Raw genomic sequence first — 25,406 nt, 5'->3', positions numbered from 1 at the left:
ATGGGGAGGAATTCCATCTCGCGGTTGTGGAAATGGGGTGAGGCACTTGTCAACGAAGATACCGCGGTCCCATCGTCCGAGGGTGGCACTGGTTCTGTCCATCCTGTTTGCCGGCCTCGGCCAGCTGTATAACCGACGATATATAAAAGGCATCGCTTTTCTCATCATCCAGGCTTCTTTTTTGATCGCATTTGCCGATTTTATCAATCTCGGATTATGGGGCATTTGCACACTGGGAACGATTCCGGGGACTGACCATTCGATCTATTTGCTCGTTTACGGCATCCTGGCATTGTTGTTGCTGACCATTGCGATTTTCCTGTACGTGATGAATGTGTTAGACGCCTACAGACAAGCCCAAAAAATCCGGGACGGTTGGCAGGCTCCACGGTTGATGGAGTCCATTCGAGCGGGATATGAGCGCAGCTTTCCCTATCTATTGACGATGCCGGGATTTTTTATGCTGATCTTCGTCGTCATTTTTCCGTTATTGTTTGCCGTATTGCTCGCCTTTACCAATTACAATCTGTATCACTCACCACCGCGTAATCTGGTGGATTGGGTCGGGTTTGATAATTTTGTCCAGTTGGTGACGGTGCCGATCTGGAAGCAAACCTTTTTTACCGTTTTTTCCTGGACCGTAGTGTGGACGGTAGTCGCAACCACCTTGCAAATTACACTGGGCCTCTTTCTAGCAGTACTGGTGAATGACAAGCGGGTCAAGTTTAAAAAGTTGATTCGAACCGTTCTCATTTTACCGTGGGCGGTGCCCGGTTTTGTCTCCATTCTGATCTTTGCCGCCATGTTTAATGATACCTTCGGTGCCATCAACCGCGATATCATGATTCCCTTGTTGGGGGAAGGATTGCCGTGGTTGACCGACCCCTTTTACACTAAAATCGCGTTGATCGTCATTCAAACCTGGTTGGGCTATCCCTTCGTTTTTGCCCTGTTTACCGGGGTGTTACAAAGCATCTCAAGCGAATGGTATGAGGCGGCCGATGTGGACGGCGGGACGAGGTGGCAAAAATTTCGCTATATTACGCTGCCGCATGTGCTGTATGCTACCGCACCCCTGTTAATCATTCAATACACTACCAATTTTAACAACTTTAACATCATCTATCTCTTTAATCAGGGGGGACCGGCGGTTCGAGGTCAAACGGCAGGCGGGACGGATATTTTGATTTCTTGGGTGTATCAGCTGACCTTCAATAATCAGCAGTACAGTATGGCGGCAACCATCTCGATCATTATCGGGTTGATCGTCTCGATCTTTGCTTTCTTTCAGTTTAGACGAACCCGATCGTTCCAAGAGGAGGGGAATCTCTGATGCAGCAAAAATGGAAGTCACGGCTGGAAGTGATGGGGATCTACCTCATCTTCGCCGTCATGTTCGTGATTATCCTCTACCCGTTGCTGTGGGCGGTCGGCATGTCGTTAAACGCCGGCAGGAGCTTGTATTCTTCTTCCATCATTCCGCAAAACTTTTCCTTTGAACATTACCGCTGGCTGTTTACCGACCCCAACAGCTACTACTTGATCTGGTACAAAAATACCTTGATCGTCGCGGTTTGTACCGCCTTTTTTTCCACCGTGATCACCGCCTTGATCGCTTATGCCGTGTCCCGGTATGAGTTTGTCGGTCGGAAAAGCGGGCTGTATCTGTTTTTGTTGCTGCAAATGTTTCCGGTGATGATGGCGATGGTTGCCCTCTACATCCTATTAAATCTGATTGGGTTGTTGGATACCTTGACCGGACTCATCTTGATTTACATTGGGATGCAGATTCCCTTTAACGCTTGGCTGGTAAAAGGGTATTACGACACGATTCCAAGGGAATTGGACGAAGCGGCACGGATAGATGGAGCGGGGCATCTGACCGTTTTCCTAAAAATTATGCTCCCCTTGGCGAAACCGATTTTGGCGATTGTGGCCCTGTTTAGCCTGATGGTGCCGATGCTTGACTTTATCCTGCCATCGATCATTTTACACAGCCGTGAGAAGTACACGTTGGCCGTGGGGTTGTTTCAATTTATCAACGATGAATTTTCCAATAACTTTACCCGGTTTGCCGCAGGAGCGGTGTTGATCGCCCTGCCGGTCTCACTGATCTATCTTTTCCTGCAGCGATACCTGATTTCGGGGTTAACCGCCGGCAGTACCAAAGGGTAGGTAACCTCTAGAGAAAAAGCGGGTTTACAGTAGCAGTTCGCTATGGTCACTCCGTTCCCAAGTCTCGCACTGCACTTTACAGCACAAGTCTCGCTATGGTCACTTCGTTCCCAAGTCTCGCACTGCACTTCACAGCACAAGTCTCGCTATGGTCACTTCGTTCCCAAGTCTCGCACTGCACTTCACAGCACAAGTCACGCTATGGTCACTTCGTTCCCAAGTCTCGCACTGCAATCAGTTTAAGCATGGCGATTGGAGGGAGGGGTCGATTCCGATTGGGTAAAATCGGGGAAATCGATCTCGATTACCTCCAGAATCTCATCGATGATTCGTAAAAGAAAGGGGAAACAAAATGGCGTATCCACCGATTAGCCCAAAAGTGCCGCATATGCTTCACGGTGCGGACTACAACCCGGATCAGTGGCAGGAGTATCCGGAGGTGTTACAAGAGGATATCCGTTTGATGAAAAAAGCCCGCTGCAATGTGATGTCCGTCGGTATTTTCGCTTGGTCTTCACTGGAACCCGAGGAAGGGCACTTTACTTTTGCATGGCTGGACCGGGTGCTGGATACCTTTGCCGAAAACGGGATCTACGCTTTTTTGGCTACTCCCAGCGGCGCCAGACCGGCCTGGATGTCGGCAAAATATCCGGAGGTGCTGCGGGTAGAAGCGAATCGGGTGCGCAATTTACACGGCAAGCGCCACAACCATTGCTTTACCTCTCCCGTCTATCGCGAAAAAGTAGCTATCATCAACCAAAAGCTGGCGGAGCGATACGCCCATCACCCGGCGGTAATCGGTTGGCACATTTCCAATGAATACGGTGGAGACTGCCATTGCGATTATTGCCAAGGGGCTTTTCGGCAGTGGCTAATGAAAAAATATGGAACGTTGGAAAAGCTGAATCACGCCTGGTGGGCACATTTTTGGAGCCATACCTATACCGACTGGGAACAGATTGAGTCCCCCGCTCCCCATGGTGAGGATGGCGTTCACGGCCTCAACCTGGATTGGAAGCGCTTTGTCACCGATCAGACGGTTGACTTCTGCCACCATGAGATTGCGCCATTGCGCAAAGAGAACCCCGATTTGCCGATTACCACCAACTTTATGACCATGTTTGTCGGATTAAACTATTGGAAATTTGTCGACCTGCTCGATGTAATCTCCTGGGATTCCTATCCCACCTGGCACGGTGAGCAAGGGGAGACGGCACTGGCACCGGCGATCGCATTCGTTCATGATATCAAACGCTCGCTCAAAGGTGGTCAGCCGTTTATGCTGATGGAGAGTACGCCCAGCATGACCAACTGGCAAGCGATTAGCAAATTAAAGCGACCTGGTATGCACTTGTTGTCCTCCATCCAGGCGGTGGCCCACGGTTCCGATACCGTGCAATACTTTCAATGGCGCAAAAGTCGCGGTTCCTTTGAGAAGTTTCACGGTGCCGTCGTCGATCATGACGGCAGAGACGATACACGGGTATTCGAGGATGTGACCCATGTCGGCGAGACGTTGGAGAAACTGTCCGATGTGGTGGGAACCACCGTCAAACCGGAAGTGGCGATCATCTTTGATTGGGAAAACCGCTGGGCGATTGAAGATGCCAAAGGCCCGCGCAATAGTGGGATTCATTATGAAGAAACAGTAAAACAGTTCTACCGACCCTTGTGGGAGCAGGGAATCTCGGTGGATGTGATCGATATGGATATCGATTTTTCCCGCTATAAGCTGATCATCGCCCCGATGTTGTATATGCTTCGCCCTGGTGTGGCGGAAAAGATTGAACAGTTTGTCGCTCAAGGGGGCACGTTTGTTACCACTTATTGGTCGGGGATTGTCGATGAAAACGATCTTTGTTTTTTGGGAGGATTTCCGGAGCCTCTACGCAAAACCCTCGGTATTCGCTCAGAGGAAATCGACAGCCTTTATAATTGGGATCGCAATGGAATTATGATGACAGGGGGCAACAAACTGGGGCTGAACGGCACCTATGAAGCCCATGAACTGTGTGATCTGATCCATCTGGAAGGAGCAGAAGCATTGGCGGTGTATGAGCGTGATTTTTATGCCGGTCGCCCCGCTTTAACGGTGAATACGTACGGAAAAGGAAAAGCGTATTATGTTGCCTCTCGCAACAAGGAACCATTTTATACCGATTTTTTGACCAAACTGATGCAACAACACGACATCGCGCAAGTGATCCCAACGGATTTGCCGCCCGGTGTAACCGCACAACTGCGAACAGATGGAACGCACGATTATATCTTTCTATTAAACTTCAGCGAAGAAGAGCGAACTGTTTTATTGGATGACGACAACTATACCGATGTGCTTGACGGACAGTTGGTTGAACAGGAGCTAACCCTATCCACTTACGGCGTTTGTGTGTTGAAACGTCTGGCTCGGTACGGGGTGGGAATGGGGAAGGTTTCTAAGTGAGTGAGGAGATTTTTGTTATTGAATCGATCTGTTGGAATCATTTGGAGTTTCCTATGATATAGGCAAAGATGTTGTTAAAAGTGATACGGGGCAGGCAGGTGGTCCTTCCCACTGACCGATCCCTCCGTGTACACAGTTTTGGTGGTCTGCTAATCAATGGAGAGGAGTAACAGGGTCAGATCGATGGCCACTTGTTTTGGTTTTACGCTTCGTGATACAATTCAAACGATTAAGTGTGAAAGGATGATAGGAAGGCCAATGATTTACTAATCCTATTCCCAAAAACGATCCATCACGAAGAGATGTTTATTGGATAGGATTAGTGTCGGCTTTTTTATCGTTACAAAAAGGGATTGATATCTTTAGTGTATGGGGATATCGCCGCTTTTTGTCGCGTTTGACACCTCCTATCCAATCAATTGGATGGGGGGTTTTTGATATATCAACCCTTAATCCATGATGAATATTTCTCAACGGGGGTTATCAATTGATGAGGAAAATAGTGGAATATGCCCTTCCTACCCATGGATCAGGACCATACGGGATTACAGTGGGAAGTGACGGTGCGTTCTGGTTTACGCAAAACAAGGGGAACCAAATTGGGAGAATAACGGTGACGGGAGAGGTGAGTGAATATAGGGTCCCTACCCCTGATGCCGGATTAACCGTGATTACATCCGGCATTGATGGAGACTTATGGTTTACCGAGAATAAGGCCAATAAAATTGGAAGGATAACCCTACAAGGGGAAATTACTGAGTATCCACTCGCGGCTGGTACAGGCCCATATGGGATAACCACAGGGCCGGATGGAGCGATGTGGTTTACGGCGATTACCGGCAATACGATTGGGAGAATATCCGCTTCTGGGGAGCTTAGCCAATACTCGCTGCCACGTCCGGGATCGTTTCCCTCGTTTATTGTCGCAGGATCGGATGGAGCTCTCTGGTTTACCCAGAATCAAAGCAATCAAATCGGTAAAATTACAACTACGGGAACGATCGTTGAATATCCGATCCCGACTCCCCATGCGGGGCCGGTCGGAATAACTGCTGGACCGGATGGCGCTCTTTGGTTTGTAGAAATCAACGGTAACAAAATCGGCAGAATCACCACATCGGGAGAAATTGAAGAATATCCCATCCCTACAGCCGATGCCCGTCCCCATGCGATTACTTCTGGTAAAGACAACGCTTTATGGTTCACTGAATGGGGAAGCAACCAGATCGGCCGAGTCACGCTTACCAGAGAGATTACGGAGTTTCCCATTCCTACCAACCAATCTGAACCCCATGGACTGGTTTGGGGACCGGATGGATCCGTCTGGTTTGCGGAAGAGTGTAATCAAATCGGTCGGTTAATCCGTGAATGAAACTGCAACTATATACCGTACATCGATTGTATTGTGAATGGGGATATGGATGCGTTGAAAAGTTTATATCAAGTACCAGGGCTTACTAGAATTGAGAAGGTATTGGCGTAATCATAAATCCTTCCCCCTTGCCAACCGGAACTCTTGTTGCTATGATTAGCGAGAAGACCTCGGCGAAAGGAGAGTACCAAGGATGAAAAAACGCGCACTTGCTTTCTTAGCAAAAGGAGTGGGGTACTCAACTGCCGTTTTCTTCGATGAAATCGAATCACGGGAGAAGTCTGTCCAAATGGGGCTATATCGACGACTCGACATGGGGTGATTCGATTTTTGTACAGCTAATGTACATCAAATAGACACCACAGGCCGGGCGATCCTGTGGTTCATATATTGTGAAGCATACACCACAGGATCAGACTGTGGTGTTTTTATTTGGAAAAAAGAGGAGGATATTTTTAATGCGAAGAGATGGAAACAACATCTATGTTAAGCCGTTGGAGTTGGAAGATGCAGAGACGATGCTGCGACTGGAATTGCGTAACCGTCATTTCTTTCAGCTGTATACGTCTTTGCGAGAGGAACGATTTTTTACCTTGGCAGGGCAGCAGGAGCGGATTCAGGGTTACATTGAAAAGCAAGCCCAGGATCAACATTATGGCTTTGGCATTTATTTGTTACAAACGGGAGAATTAATCGGCAATGTCAACCTATCCGAAGTGGCGCGTGGCCCTCTGCAGTGTGCTTGGATCGGTTATTGTCTTGATCAGGAACAGAACGGCAAGGGCTATATGACCGAGGCGGTGCGGCTGGTGGTGTCAATCGCCTTTGATCAACTGAAGCTTCATCGCATTGAGGCGGGAGTGATGCCCCATAACCTCGGTTCCATCAAAGTGCTGGAGAAAGCGGGCTTTCACAAAGAGGGAATCGCCAAGCAAAATGTGAAGATCAATGGCAAGTGGCAAGATCATCAGATTCTCGCCATTGTCAATGAAGAAGAGTCCGAGAAAAAAGAAAGGAAAGTGATACGTAAAAATCCCGATTCAGTCGCCACACCCATCGGACCTTATACCCATCTTGCGATCGTGTCAAGAAAAGCGGAACACCTGGTTTTATCTGGGCAGGTTGGAATCGATACAGAAGGAGATCTCCCCTCCGATGTAAAAGCACAATTTCGGAATGCCTTGAACAATGTGTTACGCATTTTAAACAGTGAAGATGTGTTTGCGGAAAGCATTGTGAAAATCAACATTTGGTTAACGGAATCGATTGATCGGGATTCCTTCTATGAAATCTGGGAAGAGTTGCACGGCGGTACACCGCCGGCAATGACCTTGGTCTATGTTTCTGCATTGGCTACGCCTGCTCTGAAGGTGGAAGTGGAAGTGTGGGCAGCGCGATGAAAATCGGTGTCGATTACAGGAAGTGGGGGTATCAGCTCAAGAGAAGGTGTGATAAAATCATGCCTTCCCCTTTTTTGTAACCAGGCCGGAAGCGATGAGTTCAACTATGAGGTCGATGGTTTCGTCATAGATGTCTTCGCCGATCTCTTTTTTGTGCAATGTCAACAAAAAAAGAGATCGGATGACACTGGCGATCATTTCCGGCTTTTTTGCTAGAATCAACCCTTGCTGTTGCCATGACGAAATGAGTGGGAGCAGTGCATCTGCGTCTTTTTGGATATGCTGCTCAATCACTTCTTGCTGTAGTTTTCGCAACATCAATTCATACTCGCCATCTACATAGAGGCGGCGAACAATGGGGTTGTTTTCCGCCAACGTCAATGCCTTTAGAATCCATTGCTTAAAGGATTCGGCGGTAACGGGTTCCAAAGTAGTCGACTGTAATTTTTGTTGAATGGACGCTTCCTCGATTTCCAAGATGCGAAAGAACAACTCTTCTTTGGAGTGAAAAAAGAGATAGAACGATCCTTGGGCAATGCCGACTGCATCCGTCAATTCGCGGATGCTCGTCTTTTTTAATCCTTGTGATCCAAAGCGCTCTCTTCCTACTTCCATCAGTTTGTTGCGGATGATCTCTTTTTCCCGTTCACTAAATCCTTTTACCATGAGTTAGGACTCCTTTGCGGCGTGTAACAAAAAATCGGAAATTTGCTTTTGCACATATTGAAGCTGATCATAAGACTGAAAAAACAGATGAGAAGCGCCGTTTAATTGTTCCGCCACCGTTAAATTGGGGATCACCTTTTTTGCTTGTGGAATCACCCGATTTGCTGGGAAAATGATATCGTTCTCAGCGGCAAACAGCATCGTTGGGGCGGTAAAGGCGGCTAATTCTTCTTTTGTAACATTTCCCGGCATTTCCGCTTTTACTTTGACATGATGAAAGACCGTTTGAACCATTTCAATGGTGTCTTCATCTGGATCGGAGGCGAGGGGCTGGATCGCTTGCAACAGTCGTTTTCGGTTTGGGAATAGCTGATACAGGAACATAGGAATGGCTAAATCCTTTATCACTCGGCGCATCGAGCTATTGGCGATTCCGGCAGGAACGATGAGAACCGCTTTTGTGATCCGCTCAGGGGTACAGGCGCCTAACTGGAGCAGAATCCCACCTCCCCATGATGTACCAACAACAGAAGCTTGAGCAAGTCCCAATCCATCCATGATGTCAACGGCCCACTTCCCATAACTGGTATCACGCGGCGATAGAGAGTTTTGGGCACTTTTGCCGGGGTGACCGACGGTATCCGGCGCATAGAGGCGAAAATGTTTGGCAAGAGGGAGGAACTTTTCCAGAATATACGGGTTGGTTGTATTGCCGCCTTGAAAAAGAAGAACGGGTGGGGCGTGTTCGGGCCCCGTAATGATGACATGTGTAGAACCGAAGCGAGTGTCAATTTGGGTAGTTTTGTATTCAATCTTTAGTTTGGCCAGTTGTTTGTTGTAAAGCTCCATCATCTTTACCTCACCTGCGGGACTTTTGTAGATTGTGGTGGACATTGTTTTTCCTCCAATGGAGTTGATATAATATGAACATATGAACGAAACTAATTTTTGTTCATAAAAACTGTATCCAAAGGTGATTGGAGTTGTCAAGAAATTGTTAAACTACAACTCACAGAAACTGGTTTCGCAACTGAACAAACTGGCGGGGTGCCCCCTCGCTGTAACGTAGACAAAAATAAATACGGCATTGGATGCCGTATAAAAAATCTAATAAGCCCATGAATTGCAGGGCAGTACTGTGATCTGTCTCTACTCAGTGTGGTAGCAAGTTGGACTTCATTCTCAACCCTGCCGTTTCTCATTTCATGAAAGGGATATACAGTGGCGGAGGTTCTACGCTAAAAAAGTGTTCCCCTGATAAAGTGAAGCGTTATCCAGCGTGATTTCCTCGCCAGCGAAAATACTTTGTCACCAATTGGATTGCCGTTGGAATCGCTTCTTCCTTTGGCTCTAGTCGGGGATGATGCAGACCGTGTTCAGTGTCGACGCCGAGCCAGAACAGAAAACCGGGGATCTCCCGCAGGAAGTAGCCAAAGTCTTCTCCTGCCATCGCTTCCCGACAGTGAATGACATGGACACCGCCTTCTTGTTGCGCCCACTCCATAAATGCTGTGGTGAGGGTTTCATCATTTTCCACTTGGCAGTAGTTGGCTCCCCAATCGATGTGAGCTTTACATTCAAAACCGGTTTCAATCCCTTTGACCAACTGGCGTACACGGTGTTTTATTTTCTCCATCGATTCCATTGACAAGGTGCGAATTGTTCCTTCGAGGCGGGCTTTGCCGGGGATGATGTTTTGCTTGGTTCCGATGGTGATTTTGCCCAAGGTGAGGATGGCGGAATCCAACGGATCGATATTGCGGGAGATGATAGTCTGCAGTTGCATCGCCAATTGTGAGGCGGCGATCACCATATCGTTGCTGCGGTGAGGCAGCGAGGCGTGGCCGCCGATCCCCTCCAAATCGATAAATAGCTCCGATGTATTGGCAAACAGGATGCCGGGCCGAGTGGCGACGGTGCCCACCGGCCAATCGGGACCAATATGAAGGGCAAACAATTCATCCGGCTTCCACTGGCGAAACGCATCACTTTCCAGCATCGGCAAAGCGCCGCCGGGCCCTTCTTCCGCCGGTTGGAACAAGACGACCACATCATCGTCGATCGGTTCCCGTACCAGTGCATCTATGATCCCTAAGGCGATAGCCATATGCATATCATGACCGCAGGCGTGCATATAGCCGGGGTGGTGGGAGTGAAACGGAAGTCCGGTCTCCTCTTCAATCGGGAGGCCGTCAATATCGGTGCGCCAGCCTAAGGTGCGGCGGGGGTTACGACCGTGAATCCGCACCAACACGCCGGTGCGCCAGGTTTTGATCGCCAGCCGCTCTTGCGGCAATTTCGACAGAAAATCGAGCAGATAGCGTTGGGTTTTTTCTTCTTTGAAGCCAGGTTCAGGGATTTGGTGCAGCTCCCGCCGCACGCCGATAAAGGGATGAAGGTTCATAAAACTTCCTCCCCGCTACGGGCGAGATGAGCACTTAACCGCTCAATGAAAAAGTCGGTCTCTTCCCGCTTCAGGGTGAGCGGTGGTAAGAGGCGCACCACCCGTTGCTGGGCGATATCCACTAAAACGCCGTCTTGCAGCAATCCTTGCTGTAAACGAAGAGCGGCTTCCGGTGAGAGATGGGTATCCAGCCCGATCATCATGCCCTTGCCGCGGATGGCGCCGATCACATCGGGATGCTGTTGGCGTAAGCGGGCGAGCGCTTCCCACAGATAAGTGGCATTCTCCCGTCCCTGTTCCAGACCGCCGTTATCCAGTAGCTCTTCCACCACCGCTAATCCCAAGGCTGCACTCAGCGGTGAAGGGGCAAAAGTGGTGCCGTGATCGCCTGGTTGGAAGAGGTGAGCAATGGCTTCGCCAGCGATGATACCGCCCAAAGGTAAACCACCGCCGATGCCTTTGGCAAACAGAATCACATCAGGCGAGAAGTTATAGGCTTGGTAGGCAAAAAACGTGCCCGTCCGGCCGACGCCGGTCTGGATCTCATCCATACAGAGCATCATACCTTGTTCCTGCGCAAGGGTTGCCATCGCTTGCAGATAGCTTTCCGCTAACGGTTGTACTCCGCCGGAACCTAGGATCGGCTCAGCCAGGATGGCGGCGGGGCGCTCCTGTTCACAAACGGCCCGCAGTGCGTCGATGTCGTTGGGAGGCACCTCAAATACAGGAAAATCCGGCTGCGGAAAGTCCTGATAGACGCCCGCTTGCCGGGTGAGTCTAACGGCGCCAAGGGTGCGGCCATGAAAGCTTTTTTCCATCACCACAAATCCTTGTCGCTCCCCGCCTGTCGCCTGGCTCCATTTATGAACCAGCTTGACCGCTGCTTCCGTTGCTTCCGCACCGGAATTGGTGAAAAAGACTTTGCCCGGGATACTGTTTTCCACTAACCGCTGGGCCAGTTGAATAGCGGGTGGGTTTAGGAATTTGTTGGAGATGTGGAGGAAGCGCTCCCCTTGCTCCTGCAAGCGTCGTACAATCGCGGGGTGGGAATGGCCTAAAATGTTGACCGCCAGCCCAGTAAACAAGTCCAGATAAGAGCTGCCCTCCGTATCATACAGATGGTTTCCCTCCGCCCGTTCGATTGCGATCGGAAGGCGGTGATACGTGGACATCAAATACTGTTGATCCAAGTCATGCCATTGAGACACGGGTAATCCCTCCTTGCTTGGGATAGTGAAGAAGGGCCGCCGCGGCGACCCAACGTGCTGACAAACGGATATAAAGGGAAATGGTTGATTGGAGGTTTCTCGCCGATCGGTTGTCCAGTGGAGACAGTGACGGTTTCAACCGCTATACTCTCCGTTCACTTCGTTATTTAAAAATCCCCTAGTAGGACAGTAAGTTTTAGGCCCATCGCTTTTGCTTTAGCCGCTAACTAATTCGGAGGGCTCGAAAAAACAACGCTTCATTGTAAAATGGAAAAGGGAGAGGTTGGATAATCGGAATCGAATCCTACTTTATCAACAATCAAACCGAATCCTACTGTGTCTACAAAGGAGATCAGAGGTGGTCCCGATACTCCCTTACAGTTGACGCAGCTCTTGCTTAATCTCCGTTTTTGCACGGGTTTTCTCATCAATCTGTTTGATCACCTTGGCGGGAATGCCGGCGACCACACTGTTTTCCGGTACATCGTCCACGACGACGGCGCCGGCGGCAACAACGGATCCTTTACCGACTCGAACCCCTTCCAAAATGACGGCGTTGGCACCAACAACAACATCATCCTCGATCACCACCGGTTTGGCGGAAGGCGGCTCAATCACACCAGCGATAACCGAACCCGCTCCGATGTGGCAGTTTTTGCCGATGGTGCCGCGACCGCCGACTACTACATTCATATCAATCATGGTACCGTCACCGATGACTGCACCGATATTGATGGAAGCTCCCATCATGATAACTACGTTTTTGCCGATCTCCACTTGATCGCGAATGATGGCTCCCGGTTCGATCCGCGCTTGGATGTCTTTTAGATCTAGCAGCGGAATGGCGGAGTTGCGGCGATCGTTTTCCACAGCGTAATCTTCGATTTTATCCCGGTTGGCTTCCAATACGGGCTTTAAGACATTCCAATCCCCGAACAGCACACCGACACCGCCGTTGATAAAGGTTTGTACGCCTTTGCCAAAGTCGATCCCGTCAGTGTCCCCTTTGATATGGACCTTGACCGGTGTTTTCTTTTCGCTTTTCTGGATAAACTCGATAATTTGGTTGGCGTCCATTTGTTCCACGTTGTGAGCACCCTTTCTATCAGCGTTTAAGTAAGTTTCGAGTGGCTAAAACCATGCTTCTCCCCAAGTATAGCACATCCCCGTAAATGGTCGGAAGTTATGGGAAAGGACATCATTCCTTCAGATAAGTCAAACAGATCCGAATCACTTCTTCCTTGCAATCCTCTGTGGAAAATCCTGCTGGCGGTTGAAGGACAACTTCATGGATGAGGGTATAAATCAGATCCACCAGGATGATTGACTTTAATAATCTTTTTGGATCACGATGGGAAAAGAGAGGTACTTGTTGGGCGATTTCTGTTTTTGCCTCTTGCAATGCATGGAGAAGTTCTCGATTTCTCGGTGCTTCATCATAGATCAGACCATTTAGAGACCGATTCTCATGATGAAATGAAATCACTTCATCCACCAGAATCCGTAACAACTGCTCAGCTGATGCGTCCGTCCGACAGGAGTGGATCTTGCTTACTATTCTTTGTTTTCCCTGTGAGATATGATGCTCGGCCAGAACCAGCAATAGTGCATCTTTATTGGGAAAGTATTGATAAATCGTACCGATGGATACACCGGCTCGTTCAGCGATATGGTTGGTGGTTGTCTTTTTGTAACCTTTTTCACCAAAAACCTGAGCAGCTGCTTCTAAAATAAAGGTTACCGTTTCTTGGGAACGCTTCTGTTTTGGCGTTTTACGCGGCTTTATCCCGTCATCGATACCCATACGGAGCTCCTTTCCAGATGCGAGTAGAAAAGAAAGCGTGTTGCTTTTATTCTAATGATAGGATCGCGTTTGAAAGGAGATGGAGTGGAAGCATGAGAGGGGATCAACAATCGCCTCGTTACCATCATCAAGAAGGTTGGGGAAAAATTCAATCCTTTTTCCCGGAATCATTTCAGTTGAATCATGCCAATCTGCCGAAAGAAGAATGGTATGGTTGGAAAGAATCTCGTATCCATGTGGATCGTTACGAGGTGAAACAATCTTCGGCTAAATTAATCATCTTCCATGGTGGAGGTGGATATGGGCGCTTAATGGCCCCATACGGTATAATGGCGCAGCAGTCTGGTTATGAAGCCGTTGTCCCGGATCTTCCCGGTTATGGTTTGACTCAGGTTCCAAAGAAAGATGCCTTTCTATATCAAGATTGGGTGGATTTTGCAATCGATTTTATCCGTGCGGAACAACAGCGGGATTCACGTCCGATCGTTCTGTTTGGAGGAAGTATGGGTGGACTGTTAGCATATGAAGCAGCGGCACGCAGCCGTATTCCGGCAGGAATCGCAGCTACTTGTTTACTGGACCCGCAAGACCCTCAAGTGCGAAGGGCTGTTTCGCTATATTCCTGGATGGGATCATTGATCGGGCCGCTTTTTAAGGTAGGGCGTCCGTTACTTGATCCCATGCGTATCCCCATGCGCTGGATTGCAAAGATGAACGCAATCGTAAACGACCCGGAGATAGCCAAAATCATTGCGAAAGATCCCTTGGGCGGTGGCACCTGGATGCCCGGAAGGTGGATTCGCAGCTGGTGGGAACATCAGACGATCCCCCCGGAACAATTTGATGTCTGTCCCGTATTATTGTTACATCCGGCGGATGACCGCTGGACGCCGGTTGCCGTATCCCAGCCTTTTTTTCAGCGATTGCCGGTTGCCAAACAGACGGTTCTGCTTGGAAATGCCGGACATTTCCCTTTGGAAGAACCGGGAATATCACAGTTGCGTACAGAGCTGGTTCAATTTTTGCGTAAATGTTCTTGATAGGCTTCCTGATGATTTAAGCGTTAGCCCGATTTTTAGTCTAAAACCGCTATACGAATCGCCTTAACACCATCATCGATGGTGTTTTTTGTGTAAAGTCAGAAAAAAGTATTGTCATTCCAAAATCAACTGTTATATAATACAACACAAGTTAGAGAATCTGTTCTCTAACAGATATGAAAGGAGTGATCGATTGGTGCGTACACAGTCGCCACCCCACCCAGCAGGTGTGAAGGTGAATGGGCCGGTTACCGCCGCCTTTGCCGAAATCTTAACTCCTGCAGCCCTTTCCTTTGTGGCGAAGTTGAGCCGTCGTTTTTCTGATCGCAGGGATCAACTGTTGCAATGGAGGATGGAGCGGCAGCGTCACCTCAATGAGGGAGAATGGCCCGATTTTCTGGCGGAGACGGCAGCGATTCGCCGGAAGTCTTGGTCGATCGAGCCCTTGCCTCACGATTTGCGAGATCGGCGGGTGGAGATTACGGGCCCTGCCTCCGATCGCAAAATGGTGATTAACGCCCTTAATTCGGGGGCGAAGGTGTTTATGGCCGATTTTGAAGACGCCAACTCCCCCACCTGGGAGAATACCATCCAAGGGCAGCTCAATATGCGGGATGCCATCCGACGTAACATCGATTTTACCGGAAGCAACGGCAAGCGCTATCTGTTGCAAAATCACCCGGCTGTGTTAAAGGTGCGACCCCGGGGATGGCACCTGGATGAGAAACATGTGCATGTGGATGGAAAAGCGATTCCCGCTGGGTTGTTCGATTTTGGGCTTTATTTTTTCCACAATACCAAAACCTTGTTAAAGCGAGGGTCAGGACCGTACTTCTACTTGCCCAAACTGGAGAGTCATCGCGAGGCGCGGCTGTGGAACGATGTATTCTCGTTTGCCCAAGAGGAGTTAAAGATCGCTCCCGGTACCATTAAAGCGACGGTGTTGATTGAAACGATACTGGCTGCTTATGAGATGGATGAAATTTTGTATGAGCTGCGGGAGCATTCCGCCGGTTTAAATTGTGGTCGTTGGGATTACATCTTTAGCTTTATCAAGCGTTTTCGCCATCACCCGGATACGCTTTTGCCGGATCGTTCCCAGGTGACGATGACGGTGCCGTTTATGCGAGCGTATACTCGGCTGGCGATTAAGACCTGTCACCGTCGTCATGCACCTTGTATCGGCGGCATGGCTGCGCAGATTCCGGTTAAACATGATCCTGTCGCCAACGAAAAAGCGATGAAACAGGTAGAGGCGGATAAGGAGCGGGAAGCCCAAGACGGACACGATGGCACATGGGTGGCTCATCCGGCGTTGGTGCCAGTGGCACGGGCCATTTTTGACCGATATATGCCAAAGCAAAATCAGATTGAGAAGAAACGGGAAGATGTCGCCGTATCAGCAAAAGATCTACGGGCGGCTCCCACCGGCTCCATCACCGAAGCGGGCTTGCGGCAAAACATTCGCGTGGCCCTGCTGTATATGGAAGCCTGGTTGCGGGGAGTGGGAGCAGTCGCCATCGATCATCTGATGGAAGATGCCGCCACTGCTGAAATCTCACGGGCGCAGGTATGGCAATGGATCCGTCATCCCCGCGGCATGTTGGAAGATGGACGCAAGGTGACACAAGCATTGGTTCGTCAAATGGTGGATGAGGAGTTGGCTAAGATTGAGGAAGACCAGGGTCCAGAAGCGTTTTCTCAGGGACGGTTTAAGGAAACCGCTGAATGGTTTTTATACTTGACAGAGCAGGATGAATTTGCAGAGTTTTTAACCTTGTCCGGATATGAACGGCTGTGAAAAACGAGAGGATTTGAGGAGAGCAAGTGTTGAAAACGGGAGTAATTCCTTAGGAGTTGGCTTACCACTGAACAGAAGAGGCTTACTAGGTGACAGAATACAAGTGTCCGTGTCACTTTGTTTAAAAAGAGAGGAGAGCGAATCATGACAAGGAAAAATGAAGAGGCAAAAAAATTGCAAGAGGATTGGGAAAATAGCCCGCGCTGGCATGGCATCAATCGTCCTTATACGGTGGAGGATGTGTTACGGCTGCGAGGATCTGTAGCGATTGAACATACGTTGGCGCGGCAGGGAGCAGAGCGTTTGTGGGAGCTGCTGCAGCAAGACCCTCATGTAAAAGCGTTAGGAGCGCTGACGGGTAATCAAGCGGTGCAACAGGTAAAAGCAGGGTTAAAAGCGATTTATCTCTCCGGTTGGCAGGTAGCCGCCGATGCCAACCTGGCGGGGCAGATGTATCCGGATCAGAGCTTATACCCGGCTAACAGTGTTCCGCATGTGGTGAAGCGCATCAACCAGGCGCTGCAGCGGGCGGATCAGATTGAGCATGCGGAAGGAAAGCGAGAGCGCAATTGGTTCGCCCCGATTGTCGCCGATGCTGAAGCCGGTTTTGGTGGGCCGCTCAATGTGTTTGAATTGATGAAGGGAATGATTGAAGCGGGAGCGGCAGGTGTTCACTTTGAGGATCAACTGGCGTCGGAGAAAAAATGCGGACATTTGGGAGGCAAGGTGTTGATCCCTACCCAGCAAGCGATCCGTAATCTGGTTTCCGCCCGTCTGGCCGCCGATATCCTAAACGTTCCCACCATCCTGGTGGCCCGCACCGATGCCAATGCAGCAGAGCTGATTACCAGCGATATCGATCCTTATGATCATCCGTTTTTGACTGGTGAACGGACGCCGGAAGGCTTCTTCCGCCAGCGTTGCGGGCTGGAGACGGCGATTGCTCGCGGATTGGCTTATGCCCCTTACGCCGATTTGATCTGGTGTGAAACTTCTACACCTGATTTAGAGGAAGCCCGTCGGTTTGCAGAAGCGATCCATGCCCAATTTCCCGGGAAAATGTTGGCTTACAACTGCTCTCCTTCTTTTAACTGGAAGAAAAAATTGGACGATGCCACCATCGCCCGCTTCCAGGATGAGCTGGGGAAGATGGGTTATAAGTTTCAGTTTGTTACCCTGGCCGGTTTCCACGCACTCAACAACAGCATGTTTGAACTGGCGCTGGAATACAAACAGACGGGGATGGCTGCATACTCTCATTTGCAGGAGCGGGAATTTGCCAATGAAATCCATGGTTACAGCGCGACCCGTCATCAGCGCGAAGTGGGAACCGGTTACTTTGATGCGGTCTCCCTCGCGATTAGTGGCGGTACATCGTCCACCACTGCGCTGAAAGGTTCCACCGAGGAAGAGCAATTTACTCCTTCATGACAGAAAGGCCGATTGACGGCATAGTACCGTTGGTACTGAAAAACCAGCATCGTAACGGCCAGCTCCAACCGCTCGGTTATAGGTTGAGGTCGATAAACCCCCGATCGCCCTGCGGTCGGGGAGCGTTTTTATGCGCTCTTTTGTAATTCTTTACTCTTCGCTCGCAGGGGTTCCATCTTCCTCCGGCAAGGGGAAGTCCAGATAACATTCATCTGCCAATCGTTGTACATATTTCACCATATATCGATGTCGCTCCTCTGCAATTCGACGGGCGGAAGGTGTGTTCATTCGATCTTTCAAAAGAAATAACTTTTCGTAAAAGTGATTGAGGGATGTCGAACGCTTCTGTTTGTATTCCGCTGCACTTTGATGGAGAACCGGAGGAATATCGGGATGATAGATCGCTTGCCCGACATAGCCGCCATACGCGAATGTGCGGGCAATACCGATGGCACCAATCGCATCTAAACGGTCCGCATCTTGTACAACGGCACCTTCCAGTGTTTCCATCGGAGTAACAACATGAGCACCTTTAAAGGAAAGTGTAGCAATGATGCGACAGACGTGATCGGTTACATCCGCCGGAGCCTGTAGCGATTGCAGCCACGCTCGGGCGGTGGCGGGACCGACGGTTTCATCCCCATCGTGAAATTTCCAATCGGCGATATCGTGGAGCAATGCGGCTAACTCCACCACGAGCCGATCTGCCCCCTCCTCTATGGCCAGCTTTTGCGCCAACAACCAGACGCGCTGTACGTGCCACCAATCATGGCCGCTTTCTTCCCCCATCATTTTCTCTTTTACATAGTGAGCGGTTTTCTGCACCAATGGATGTGAGGTCTCTGATATCATGGAATTCATCCGTCCCCTTTAATCGCTAAGTGAATCATCATCCTTGCATTTATGTTACCGGACGGTTGCCACTTGTACAATCATCGATGTATCATTTGTTTTCCATTCAGATCCTTTCTTTTGGTCGAATTAATCGAATACTGGAATAATAGTCTTTTTTGCCTAGTGCGCCTTTTGCTTTATTTCGATAAGATAGTGAGAGAGTGGACTCTAATATTTAAAGAGGTGTTTGTATTGCCGTTAAAGTGGTATGGAGCCCTAATAGCGGTTTTTTCCCTTTTATTCGCCAGTGGATGTTCTACAGTTTTAATTGAAAACATGGGATTACAACAAGAGAAAGAATCCCCGAATGATGATAAGAAGAAAGAAAAGGAAGAGAAAGAAGAAGAGCCAAAAGAAAAAGAAGAAGAGGAAGATACGGATGCCCAGCCACCGATGAACGATGAATCGGAGGAGACATCAAATTCCGTAGAAGCGGAAGAAGTGACGGCCGGTGATCTTACTTTCTACGCCGATAACCAAAATTGGATGGAAGAAAGCCGGGAAGAGGATGAAGAGGGATTTGAATATTATTATTTCACTCCCGACGGCGAGAATGCGGATTACGCAAGAGAGTTGATCGAGGTTCATACGTATCCTGGAGTACAGGATTATTTTACTTCTTTGGTTATAGCGGAAGGACTCCAAGAACTGTTGCAGGAAGAATATGGAGAGAGTTTTTCGTGGCAGGTTATCGATCAGGATCGGGATAATATCCTGGCGAAAATCAGTATAACGGATGATGAGACTTCGCAAAAAGCGGATGGAATGGCTCGTGTCTTCTCTAACGATACCGGTATATATGCGATTATTTATTACACCATGGAAGAATGGACGGACGAAAAAGAGGAGCAATGGACGAATTTGTTGATTCAAGCAGGAGGTAGCGGGATGACGTTGTAAGAATAAGAGGGATGGGTCCTTCCATTGGGAAGGGCCGTTTTTTTATTTGTGCGATGTCTGCTGAAAGCATGATACGTTAAACAGATTTTGACCGTGGAAAGAGCGTGAACAAAATGAACAAAAAGGAGCTTATGATTTTTTTGTTCACAAAATAGTCATGTTCCATTATCCTTAAAGCAAATTGAAAGCGCTTTCTGAAAAGGAGTGAACAGCATGAAGTTAAAAAAGCGGTTACTGGGTATCGGAATTATATCTTTGGCTCTCATAACAACCGCCTGCAGTGGGACAGGTGCCGGTGGGGCGCAAGGGGATGAGTGGAAGCCGACAAAGCCGATTGAAATGATTGCGCCGGCAGGGGCCGGCGGTGGATGGGATACGACAGCACGCGTCATGCAGACGGTGATGGAGAAAGAGAAGTTACTGGATAAATCGATGGCGGTCGTCAATAAGCCTGGAGGCGGGGGTGCCGTGGGTTGGTCTTATATTCACAAGAAAAAGGCAGATCCCCATACGCTGTTTGTCACCTCTCCTCCCATTATGTTTGTTCCGTTGAACGGACAGTCGGAGTACGGGCATCAGGATTTTACGCCGATTGCCGGTGTGATCGCCGACTATGGCGCGTTTGTGGTGAAAAAAGACGCCAAATGGAAAGATATCAACGAACTGATGGATGATTTAAAGAAAGACCCACAATCGGCCTCGATCGTAGGGGATTCTGCTCCCGGCAGTATGGACCATATGCAGTTTGTCAAAGCGGCGAACAAAGCCGGAGTAGATGTGAAAAAGCTGAAATACGTATCGATGCAAGATGGCGGCGGAATGAGTCAACTGTTGGGCGGTCATGTTGATGTCTACTCCACTGGTTTGGCGGAAGCGACAGAACAGGCTAGAGCAGGCAAGGTGCGCGTGTTGGCCATTACTGCAGAGGAACGGTTGGAAGGGGAAACGATTTCTGATTTTCCCACTTTGAAGGAGCAGGGGATCGATGACTCCTTTATCGTATGGCGCGGCATCATGGGGCCGCCGGATATGGATCCGAATGCGGTGAAGTATTACGAACAAAAAATTAAAGCGATGTTAGAGACAGAGGAATGGAAAGCACAGGCAGATAAGCTGGGATGGACGGAAAACTTTATGACCAGCGAAGAATTTGGAAAGCATTTGGATGAAGAGTACAAGCTGTTTGAAGAGTTGATGAAAGAAGCGGGCTTAAAATAATAAGGAAAAAGGGATGGCGGTTACCCGCTGTCCCTCATTTTCAAGAGGGAGGGAGGCACGATTTATGACAAGAGACCGGCAAGCGGCGCTTGTGTTGGTGATTGTATCATCGATTTATCTCATTTTTAGTTACCGTATTCCATCTTTTGAAATAGCCGTGATGGATTCTGATGCGTTGCCGATTGGATTGGGGTGGCTTTTGTTAGCGCTGTCTATTGCACTCTTTTTCTTTGGTGAGAAAAAGGAGGATAACCAATCACAGCCGATCTCACGCAAAGAGTGGGGTGTGATCGGCGCGGTGTTGGGTTCGACATTGGTGTATGTGTTTCTATTGGAGTGGTTGGGTTATATTTTGGTGACGATTCCCTTCATCCTCGGAGTGACGGCCTTATTGGGATATCGGCGCTGGATGGTAAATGTAGCGGTGGCGGTTGGATTTACGGGAATCACCTATTACGCCTTTAACTATCTTCTCAATATCTATCTTCCCCAGGGTATTTTGCCCTTTTAAGAAAGGAGGGAAGCGGAAATGGAAACGTTGGAAAGTCTATTGTACGGTTTTCAGGTGGCGTTTACGCCTGAGAATCTCATTTTTGTCTTAATCGGGGTGCTGGCAGGAACAGTCATCGGGATGTTGCCGGGATTAGGGCCCATCAGTGCTATCGCCATCATGATTCCGATGAGTTATGGCATGTCTCCCGCTTCCGCCCTGATTATGATGGCTGGCGTTTATTATGGTGCTATTTTTGGCGGCTCCACTTCATCGATTTTGCTTAATGCGCCGGGAGTGGCCGGTACCGTCGCCACTTCCTTTGACGGCTATCCGATGGCACAACAGGGAAAAGCGGGAAAAGCTTTGGCGATTGCAGCCATCTGTTCCTTTATCGGTGGAACCGTCGGTGTGGTGGCATTGATACTGGTTGCACCGGGGTTGGCACAGGTGGCGGTCAGTTTTGGTCCCCCTGAATATTTCGCCTTAATGTTACTCGGGTTAACGGCGATTGCCAGTCTAGCGGATGGTTCCACCATCAAAGCTTTTATTGCTGCGGTGGTCGGGTTGATGTTGGCCACCATCGGAATCGATCAGCAGACGGGGACACAACGGTTTACCTTTGGTACTCCTGAACTGATGGAAGGAATTGATTTCCTGATCATTGCCTTGGGTGTGTTTGCCTTAGCCGAGGTTGGATTTATGATTATTAATCGTAAGGAATCCCTCTTTTCTTCCTGGAAAGAAGTGGGTAGTCTCAAGTTGACGAAGCAAGATATAAAGGAACTGGCAGGACCGACGGGACGGCAATCCATTATGGGCTTTTTCCTTGGGGTATTGCCGGGAGCCGGTGCCACCATCGCTTCCTTTTTGGCATATATCACAGAAAAACGTATCGCCAAGGATCCTTCTCAATTTGGCAAAGGCTCCGTCAAAGGGGTGGCCGCTCCTGAAACCGCTAACAATGCGGCTTGTACCGGCTCATTTGTGCCGCTTCTCACCTTGGGTATCCCCGGTTCGGGCACGACAGCGGTACTGCTGGGGGCGCTGTTGGTATATGGAATCCAACCAGGGCCGCTGATGATGAATGAGCACCCTGATATCTTCTGGGGTGTGATCACCAGTATGTATGTGGGCAATATGATCTTGTTGATTCTCAACCTGCCCCTGATTCCCTACATTGCGCGAGCGCTGTTGATTCCTCGTCCCCTTTTGATCAGTTTGGTCATTCTTTTTTGTATGATCGGTGTATATGGGGTAAGTTTTGCCACCTTTGATCTATACCTCTTGATCATCTTTGGGGTTGTTGGATTCCTGATGCGCCGCTTCCGCTTCCCGGCGGCACCGTTGATTTTGGCCTTTATTCTCGGGAGTATGATGGAACAATCCCTGCGTCAATCCCTCACCTTGTCAGGCGGTGATTGGGGCATCTTTCTGGAACGGCCGATTACCCTGCTGCTGTTAGGCTTTACAGCACTATCGCTGATTTGGCCGTTGCTGAAGCAGTGGATCGCTGCTCGTAAGCGAAACGGAAATGTTGCAGCGTAATAGGTGTATTTGTGGGCTGGTGATAAATCGATGACGGTTGAACACCCAGCCCTCTCTATTTGATTGAAATAGACGAAATGTTTGCGCTCGATGCTTTATTTAATGCTCTGAAGGAGGTCTCCCATGAAAAAAAGAAAGCGGTTTGCCCTTGTTGGAGTCCTGGTATTGTCGCTAGTAGCTGTTGCATGCGGAACCCCAGAAGCAGGCAACGGGTCTGAGGGTGATTGGAAACCGGCTAAACCGATTGAAATGGTTGCGCCGGGAGGAGCCGGAGGTGGTTTGGATACAACGGCACGTATGATCCAAACCACGATGGAGAAGGAAAAACTTTTGGATAAACCGATGGCGGTTGTCAATAAGACGGGGGGCGGTGGAGCAGTCGGCTGGTCCTATGTGGTCAAACAGAGCGGTAATCCACACACGCTGTTCGTTGTTTCACCGGGGATGATCTTTGTCCCGCTAAACGGTCAATCCAAATATAATCATCAGGACTTTACCCCGATCGCTGGTGTGATTTCCGATTATGGGGCGTTTATAGTAAGAGAAGATGCCAAATGGAAAGATATGAAAGAACTGATGGAGGATTTAAAAAAGGACCCGCAGTCCGCTTCCATCGCTGGTATCTCCGCTCCCGGCAGCATGGATCACATGATGTTTGTTAAAGCAGCGCATAAGGCTGGCGTAGATGTGAAGAGGCTAAAATATGTCTCTATGCAGGACGGTGGAGCGATGAGTGCGTTGTTAGGTGGCCATGTGGACGTCTATTCCGCTGATTTAGCGGAAGCGACGGAGCAGGTTCGGGCCGGCAAAGCACGGGTGTTGGCTATCACTGCAGAGGAGCGGTTGCAAGGGGAAACCATTTCAGAGTTTCCCACTTTGAAAGAACAAGGTATTGACGACTCTTTTACTGTGTGGAGAGGAATCATGGGGCCGCCGGATTTAGATCCGGCTGTGGCCAAATACTATGAACATAAAATCGAAGAAATGTTGCAGACGGAGGAGTGGAAAACACAAGCGGAAAAATTGGGTTGGATGGATGGATTGATGAGCGGAAAAGAGTTTAAGAAACACATGGATAAAGAATACGAAATTTTTGGCGACTTAATGGAGGAAGCGGGATTAAAGTGATGAATACCTAATATATAAGTGAGTCGATCACTTTCCTTGGGCCAACTTGATGCGATAACCGATCGTAATCAGTAGGAGGGCACCCAGGCTAAAGAGGAAGCTGATCAAGTGCCTCCGCTCTAACAACGAACCGGCTAGCACCAAGAAGATGCCCACTGCTGCTGCCGTGTTTCGCCACGGGTACCCCCACATCGGGTGGGTACCTTTTTTTGCTCGGGTTTGGCGTTTGTAGTTGTGGTGGGCCCAAAGTATCACCAGCCATACCAGCACCAGATTGATTCCGGCGGAGGTGGAGAGAAGTTCATATACTTCTTTAGGTAGAAAAAATGAGAGTCCTACCGCTATGATTAATCCCCCAGAACTGGCAAAAAGCGCTCGCATCGGCACACCACGCCGATTTCGGGTGAGAAGGGTGGACGGTGCATCCCCATCTTCCGCGAGGGAGAGCAGGACTCGTGCCACGGCAAACATGGCTGCCACCATGGTGGAGAAAGCGGCGGCGATCATGACGCCGTTTAAGAGATCCCCGGCAAAGGGGACGCTGGATAATACTGTGATAAAGGGGCTTTCCTGAGGGGAGAGGTGATGAAGAGGCTTCGTTAGAACCACTAGAGTCAAAGGTAGGAGATAAAGGATTAACAGTAAAATCATCAGCCGACGAAATGCGGAAGGAACGGGAGCAGGATTCCGCAATTCTCCCGCTGCCATACCGGTTACCTCAATACCGCCAAAAGTAAAGAAAATAAGGATCATCGCTGACCATAATCCAGTCAATCCATTGGGGAACCATGTTGTGACTGTATGTGGGAGCAACCGCCCCAATGTTGCCTCACCTCCGTAGATCACGATAGCCGCGATCACAAAGCCGATGAGGGCAGCGATCTTAATGACGGCGAACAGCGATTCCACCTTGCCAAACTTTTCAGTACCGAGCAGGTTTAAACCGAGCGCGAGCAGGGCGAAGACCGCTACCAGTAACCAGAGTGGCCAATGAGGGAACCATCGCTGTACAAATAGACCCAAAGCCGTCACTTCGCTGGACATAATTAAAACACCCGCTAACCAATAGGTCCAGCCGATGACAAAGGCAACGCCCCTTCCCAGATGCTCCTCCGCATAAAGACGAAAGGAACCGCCATATCCCGGTTCATCCGCTACCATTTCTCCAAGGGCGGCGATCACCGTTGCCACAACAAGCCATGCGATGCCATAACCAAAAAGAGTTGCCGGACCGGCAAGGGAGAAAATGCTGGAAGTCGCCAAAAAAAAGCCCGCTCCCACGATGGAGGCGATTCCGACAAATACCAACCTTCCTGCCGTCATACCGGTTTCTTTTGCTTCTTGTTGCTGTACTCGAGGATGGATGGAGCGTTTGTTTCCCCGTTCATCCCTGTATTTCATCGGAAATCCCCCTCCACGTTTTTATAGCTTTACCGGAAGGATCTCCTCTATTCCAGCTAGTGCCCCATCAGTCATTTGCAGGG

The 25,406-nt window shown here is 49.3% G+C and carries 21 protein-coding genes; 13 read left to right on the top strand and 8 right to left on the bottom strand.

From position 1 onward, the window contains the following. The first annotated feature begins 46 nt into the window (after positions 1-46). The 5 genes from C8J48_RS11750 (at position 47) to C8J48_RS11730 (ending at position 7,390) form a co-directional block, all read left to right on the top strand. A complete protein-coding gene (locus tag C8J48_RS11750) occupies positions 47-1,333 on the top strand; it encodes a carbohydrate ABC transporter permease (protein WP_245891138.1) in 1,287 nt (428 codons plus the stop codon). Beyond that, positions 1,333-2,175, top strand: coding sequence for a sugar ABC transporter permease (locus tag C8J48_RS11745; protein WP_107727021.1), 843 nt, complete (start codon positions 1,333-1,335; stop codon positions 2,173-2,175). Before C8J48_RS11750 ends, C8J48_RS11745 begins: the two co-directional genes overlap by 1 nt. 352 nt (positions 2,176-2,527) lie before the next feature. Beyond that, entirely contained in the window at positions 2,528-4,618 is a 2,091-nt protein-coding gene (locus C8J48_RS11740; protein WP_107727019.1) for a beta-galactosidase, read from the top strand. A 490-nt stretch (positions 4,619-5,108) separates the two neighbouring features. Further along, the gene (locus C8J48_RS11735; protein ID WP_170105423.1) at positions 5,109-5,990 is read left to right on the top strand and encodes a Vgb family protein; all 882 of its coding nucleotides are present in this window, start codon (positions 5,109-5,111) and stop codon (positions 5,988-5,990) included. A gap of 458 nt (positions 5,991-6,448) precedes the next feature. Next, positions 6,449-7,390, top strand: a complete 942-nt coding sequence (locus C8J48_RS11730) for a GNAT family N-acetyltransferase (RefSeq protein ID WP_107727015.1) — start codon at positions 6,449-6,451, stop codon at positions 7,388-7,390. A gap of 57 nt (positions 7,391-7,447) precedes the next feature. On the opposite strand, the gene C8J48_RS11725 is transcribed toward C8J48_RS11730, so the two are convergent. The 6 genes from C8J48_RS11725 to C8J48_RS11700 form a co-directional block, all read right to left on the bottom strand. Next, positions 7,448-8,056, bottom strand: a complete 609-nt coding sequence (locus C8J48_RS11725) for a TetR/AcrR family transcriptional regulator (RefSeq protein ID WP_107727013.1) — start codon at positions 8,054-8,056, stop codon at positions 7,448-7,450. A 3-nt stretch (positions 8,057-8,059) separates the two neighbouring features. Continuing rightward, the gene (locus C8J48_RS11720) at positions 8,060-8,950 is read right to left on the bottom strand and encodes an alpha/beta fold hydrolase (RefSeq protein ID WP_107727011.1); all 891 of its coding nucleotides are present in this window, start codon (positions 8,948-8,950) and stop codon (positions 8,060-8,062) included. A 376-nt stretch (positions 8,951-9,326) separates the two neighbouring features. Next, a complete protein-coding gene (locus tag C8J48_RS11715; protein WP_107727009.1) occupies positions 9,327-10,460 on the bottom strand; it encodes an N-acetyldiaminopimelate deacetylase in 1,134 nt (377 codons plus the stop codon). Next, positions 10,457-11,668, bottom strand: coding sequence for an aspartate aminotransferase family protein (locus C8J48_RS11710; protein WP_425430461.1), 1,212 nt, complete (start codon positions 11,666-11,668; stop codon positions 10,457-10,459). Before C8J48_RS11710 ends, C8J48_RS11715 begins: the two co-directional genes overlap by 4 nt. Positions 11,669-12,043: 375 nt before the next feature. Then, complete coding sequence (gene dapD, locus C8J48_RS11705) at positions 12,044-12,754, bottom strand: 2,3,4,5-tetrahydropyridine-2,6-dicarboxylate N-acetyltransferase (protein ID WP_107727007.1); 711 nt, start codon at positions 12,752-12,754, stop codon at positions 12,044-12,046. A gap of 112 nt (positions 12,755-12,866) precedes the next feature. Continuing rightward, the gene (locus C8J48_RS11700) at positions 12,867-13,472 is read right to left on the bottom strand and encodes a TetR/AcrR family transcriptional regulator (RefSeq protein ID WP_107727005.1); all 606 of its coding nucleotides are present in this window, start codon (positions 13,470-13,472) and stop codon (positions 12,867-12,869) included. A gap of 92 nt (positions 13,473-13,564) precedes the next feature. Between C8J48_RS11700 and C8J48_RS11695 the strand changes: the two genes are divergently transcribed. The 3 genes from C8J48_RS11695 to aceA all read left to right on the top strand — a co-directional run bounded on the left by C8J48_RS11695 (position 13,565) and on the right by aceA (position 17,744). Next, positions 13,565-14,512, top strand: a complete 948-nt coding sequence (locus C8J48_RS11695; protein ID WP_170105421.1) for an alpha/beta hydrolase — start codon at positions 13,565-13,567, stop codon at positions 14,510-14,512. Between the two features lie 193 nt (positions 14,513-14,705). Beyond that, positions 14,706-16,313 (top strand): malate synthase A, encoded by a 1,608-nt coding sequence (gene aceB, locus C8J48_RS11690; RefSeq protein ID WP_425430460.1) that lies wholly within the window; start codon positions 14,706-14,708, stop codon positions 16,311-16,313. A gap of 144 nt (positions 16,314-16,457) precedes the next feature. Next, on the top strand, positions 16,458-17,744 hold the full coding sequence (gene aceA / locus C8J48_RS11685; protein WP_107727001.1) for an isocitrate lyase: 1,287 nt from the start codon (positions 16,458-16,460) through the stop codon (positions 17,742-17,744). Positions 17,745-17,894: 150 nt separating this feature from the next. Here the strand turns inward: aceA and C8J48_RS11680 are convergent, their stop codons facing one another. Beyond that, entirely contained in the window at positions 17,895-18,596 is a 702-nt protein-coding gene (locus C8J48_RS11680; protein WP_107726999.1) for an HD domain-containing protein, read from the bottom strand. 234 nt (positions 18,597-18,830) lie between these two features. Here C8J48_RS11680 and C8J48_RS11675 point away from each other — a divergent pair, with 234 nt between their 5' ends. The 5 genes from C8J48_RS11675 (at position 18,831) to C8J48_RS11655 (ending at position 23,922) form a co-directional block, all read left to right on the top strand. Continuing rightward, positions 18,831-19,538, top strand: coding sequence for a hypothetical protein (locus C8J48_RS11675; RefSeq protein WP_107726997.1), 708 nt, complete (start codon positions 18,831-18,833; stop codon positions 19,536-19,538). Positions 19,539-19,751: 213 nt separating this feature from the next. After that, the gene (locus C8J48_RS11670) at positions 19,752-20,756 is read left to right on the top strand and encodes a Bug family tripartite tricarboxylate transporter substrate binding protein (protein WP_107726996.1); all 1,005 of its coding nucleotides are present in this window, start codon (positions 19,752-19,754) and stop codon (positions 20,754-20,756) included. A gap of 64 nt (positions 20,757-20,820) precedes the next feature. Further along, positions 20,821-21,267: a tripartite tricarboxylate transporter TctB family protein gene (locus C8J48_RS11665; RefSeq protein WP_170105419.1), complete on the top strand. Its 447-nt coding sequence runs from the start codon at positions 20,821-20,823 to the stop codon at positions 21,265-21,267. An 18-nt stretch (positions 21,268-21,285) separates the two neighbouring features. Beyond that, positions 21,286-22,794, top strand: a complete 1,509-nt coding sequence (locus C8J48_RS11660) for a tripartite tricarboxylate transporter permease (RefSeq protein ID WP_107726992.1) — start codon at positions 21,286-21,288, stop codon at positions 22,792-22,794. A gap of 123 nt (positions 22,795-22,917) precedes the next feature. Beyond that, on the top strand, positions 22,918-23,922 hold the full coding sequence (locus C8J48_RS11655) for a tripartite tricarboxylate transporter substrate binding protein (protein WP_107726990.1): 1,005 nt from the start codon (positions 22,918-22,920) through the stop codon (positions 23,920-23,922). Positions 23,923-23,949: 27 nt separating this feature from the next. On the opposite strand, the gene C8J48_RS11650 is transcribed toward C8J48_RS11655, so the two are convergent. Continuing rightward, the gene (locus C8J48_RS11650) at positions 23,950-25,323 is read right to left on the bottom strand and encodes an amino acid permease (RefSeq protein WP_107726988.1); all 1,374 of its coding nucleotides are present in this window, start codon (positions 25,321-25,323) and stop codon (positions 23,950-23,952) included. Between the last annotated feature and the right edge of the window lie 83 nt (positions 25,324-25,406).

It is taken from the genome of Desmospora activa DSM 45169 (assembly GCF_003046315.1).
GTDB lineage: Bacteria > Bacillota > Bacilli > Thermoactinomycetales > DSM-45169 > Desmospora > Desmospora activa.
Note: the sequence above shows the minus strand (reverse complement) of the source record. Positions and strands in the feature narration are given on the sequence as shown.

Excerpts from the sequence above, each read along its gene's own strand:
- C8J48_RS11745 (WP_107727021.1), top strand. The coding sequence starts at position 1,333 with ATGCAGCAAAAATGGAAGTCACGGCTGGAAGTGATGGGGATCTACCTC.
- C8J48_RS11740 (WP_107727019.1), top strand. The coding sequence starts at position 2,528 with ATGGCGTATCCACCGATTAGCCCAAAAGTGCCGCATATGCTTCACGGT.
- C8J48_RS11735 (WP_170105423.1), top strand. The coding sequence starts at position 5,109 with ATGAGGAAAATAGTGGAATATGCCCTTCCTACCCATGGATCAGGACCA.
- C8J48_RS11730 (WP_107727015.1), top strand. The coding sequence starts at position 6,449 with ATGCGAAGAGATGGAAACAACATCTATGTTAAGCCGTTGGAGTTGGAA.
- C8J48_RS11725 (WP_107727013.1), bottom strand. The coding sequence starts at position 8,056 with ATGGTAAAAGGATTTAGTGAACGGGAAAAAGAGATCATCCGCAACAAA.
- C8J48_RS11720 (WP_107727011.1), bottom strand. The coding sequence starts at position 8,950 with ATGTCCACCACAATCTACAAAAGTCCCGCAGGTGAGGTAAAGATGATG.
- C8J48_RS11715 (WP_107727009.1), bottom strand. The coding sequence starts at position 10,460 with ATGAACCTTCATCCCTTTATCGGCGTGCGGCGGGAGCTGCACCAAATC.
- C8J48_RS11700 (WP_107727005.1), bottom strand. The coding sequence starts at position 13,472 with ATGGGTATCGATGACGGGATAAAGCCGCGTAAAACGCCAAAACAGAAG.
- C8J48_RS11695 (WP_170105421.1), top strand. The coding sequence starts at position 13,565 with ATGAGAGGGGATCAACAATCGCCTCGTTACCATCATCAAGAAGGTTGG.
- aceA (WP_107727001.1), top strand. The coding sequence starts at position 16,458 with ATGACAAGGAAAAATGAAGAGGCAAAAAAATTGCAAGAGGATTGGGAA.
- C8J48_RS11680 (WP_107726999.1), bottom strand. The coding sequence starts at position 18,596 with ATGATATCAGAGACCTCACATCCATTGGTGCAGAAAACCGCTCACTAT.
- C8J48_RS11670 (WP_107726996.1), top strand. The coding sequence starts at position 19,752 with ATGAAGTTAAAAAAGCGGTTACTGGGTATCGGAATTATATCTTTGGCT.
- C8J48_RS11665 (WP_170105419.1), top strand. The coding sequence starts at position 20,821 with ATGACAAGAGACCGGCAAGCGGCGCTTGTGTTGGTGATTGTATCATCG.
- C8J48_RS11660 (WP_107726992.1), top strand. The coding sequence starts at position 21,286 with ATGGAAACGTTGGAAAGTCTATTGTACGGTTTTCAGGTGGCGTTTACG.
- C8J48_RS11655 (WP_107726990.1), top strand. The coding sequence starts at position 22,918 with ATGAAAAAAAGAAAGCGGTTTGCCCTTGTTGGAGTCCTGGTATTGTCG.
- C8J48_RS11650 (WP_107726988.1), bottom strand. The coding sequence starts at position 25,323 with ATGAAATACAGGGATGAACGGGGAAACAAACGCTCCATCCATCCTCGA.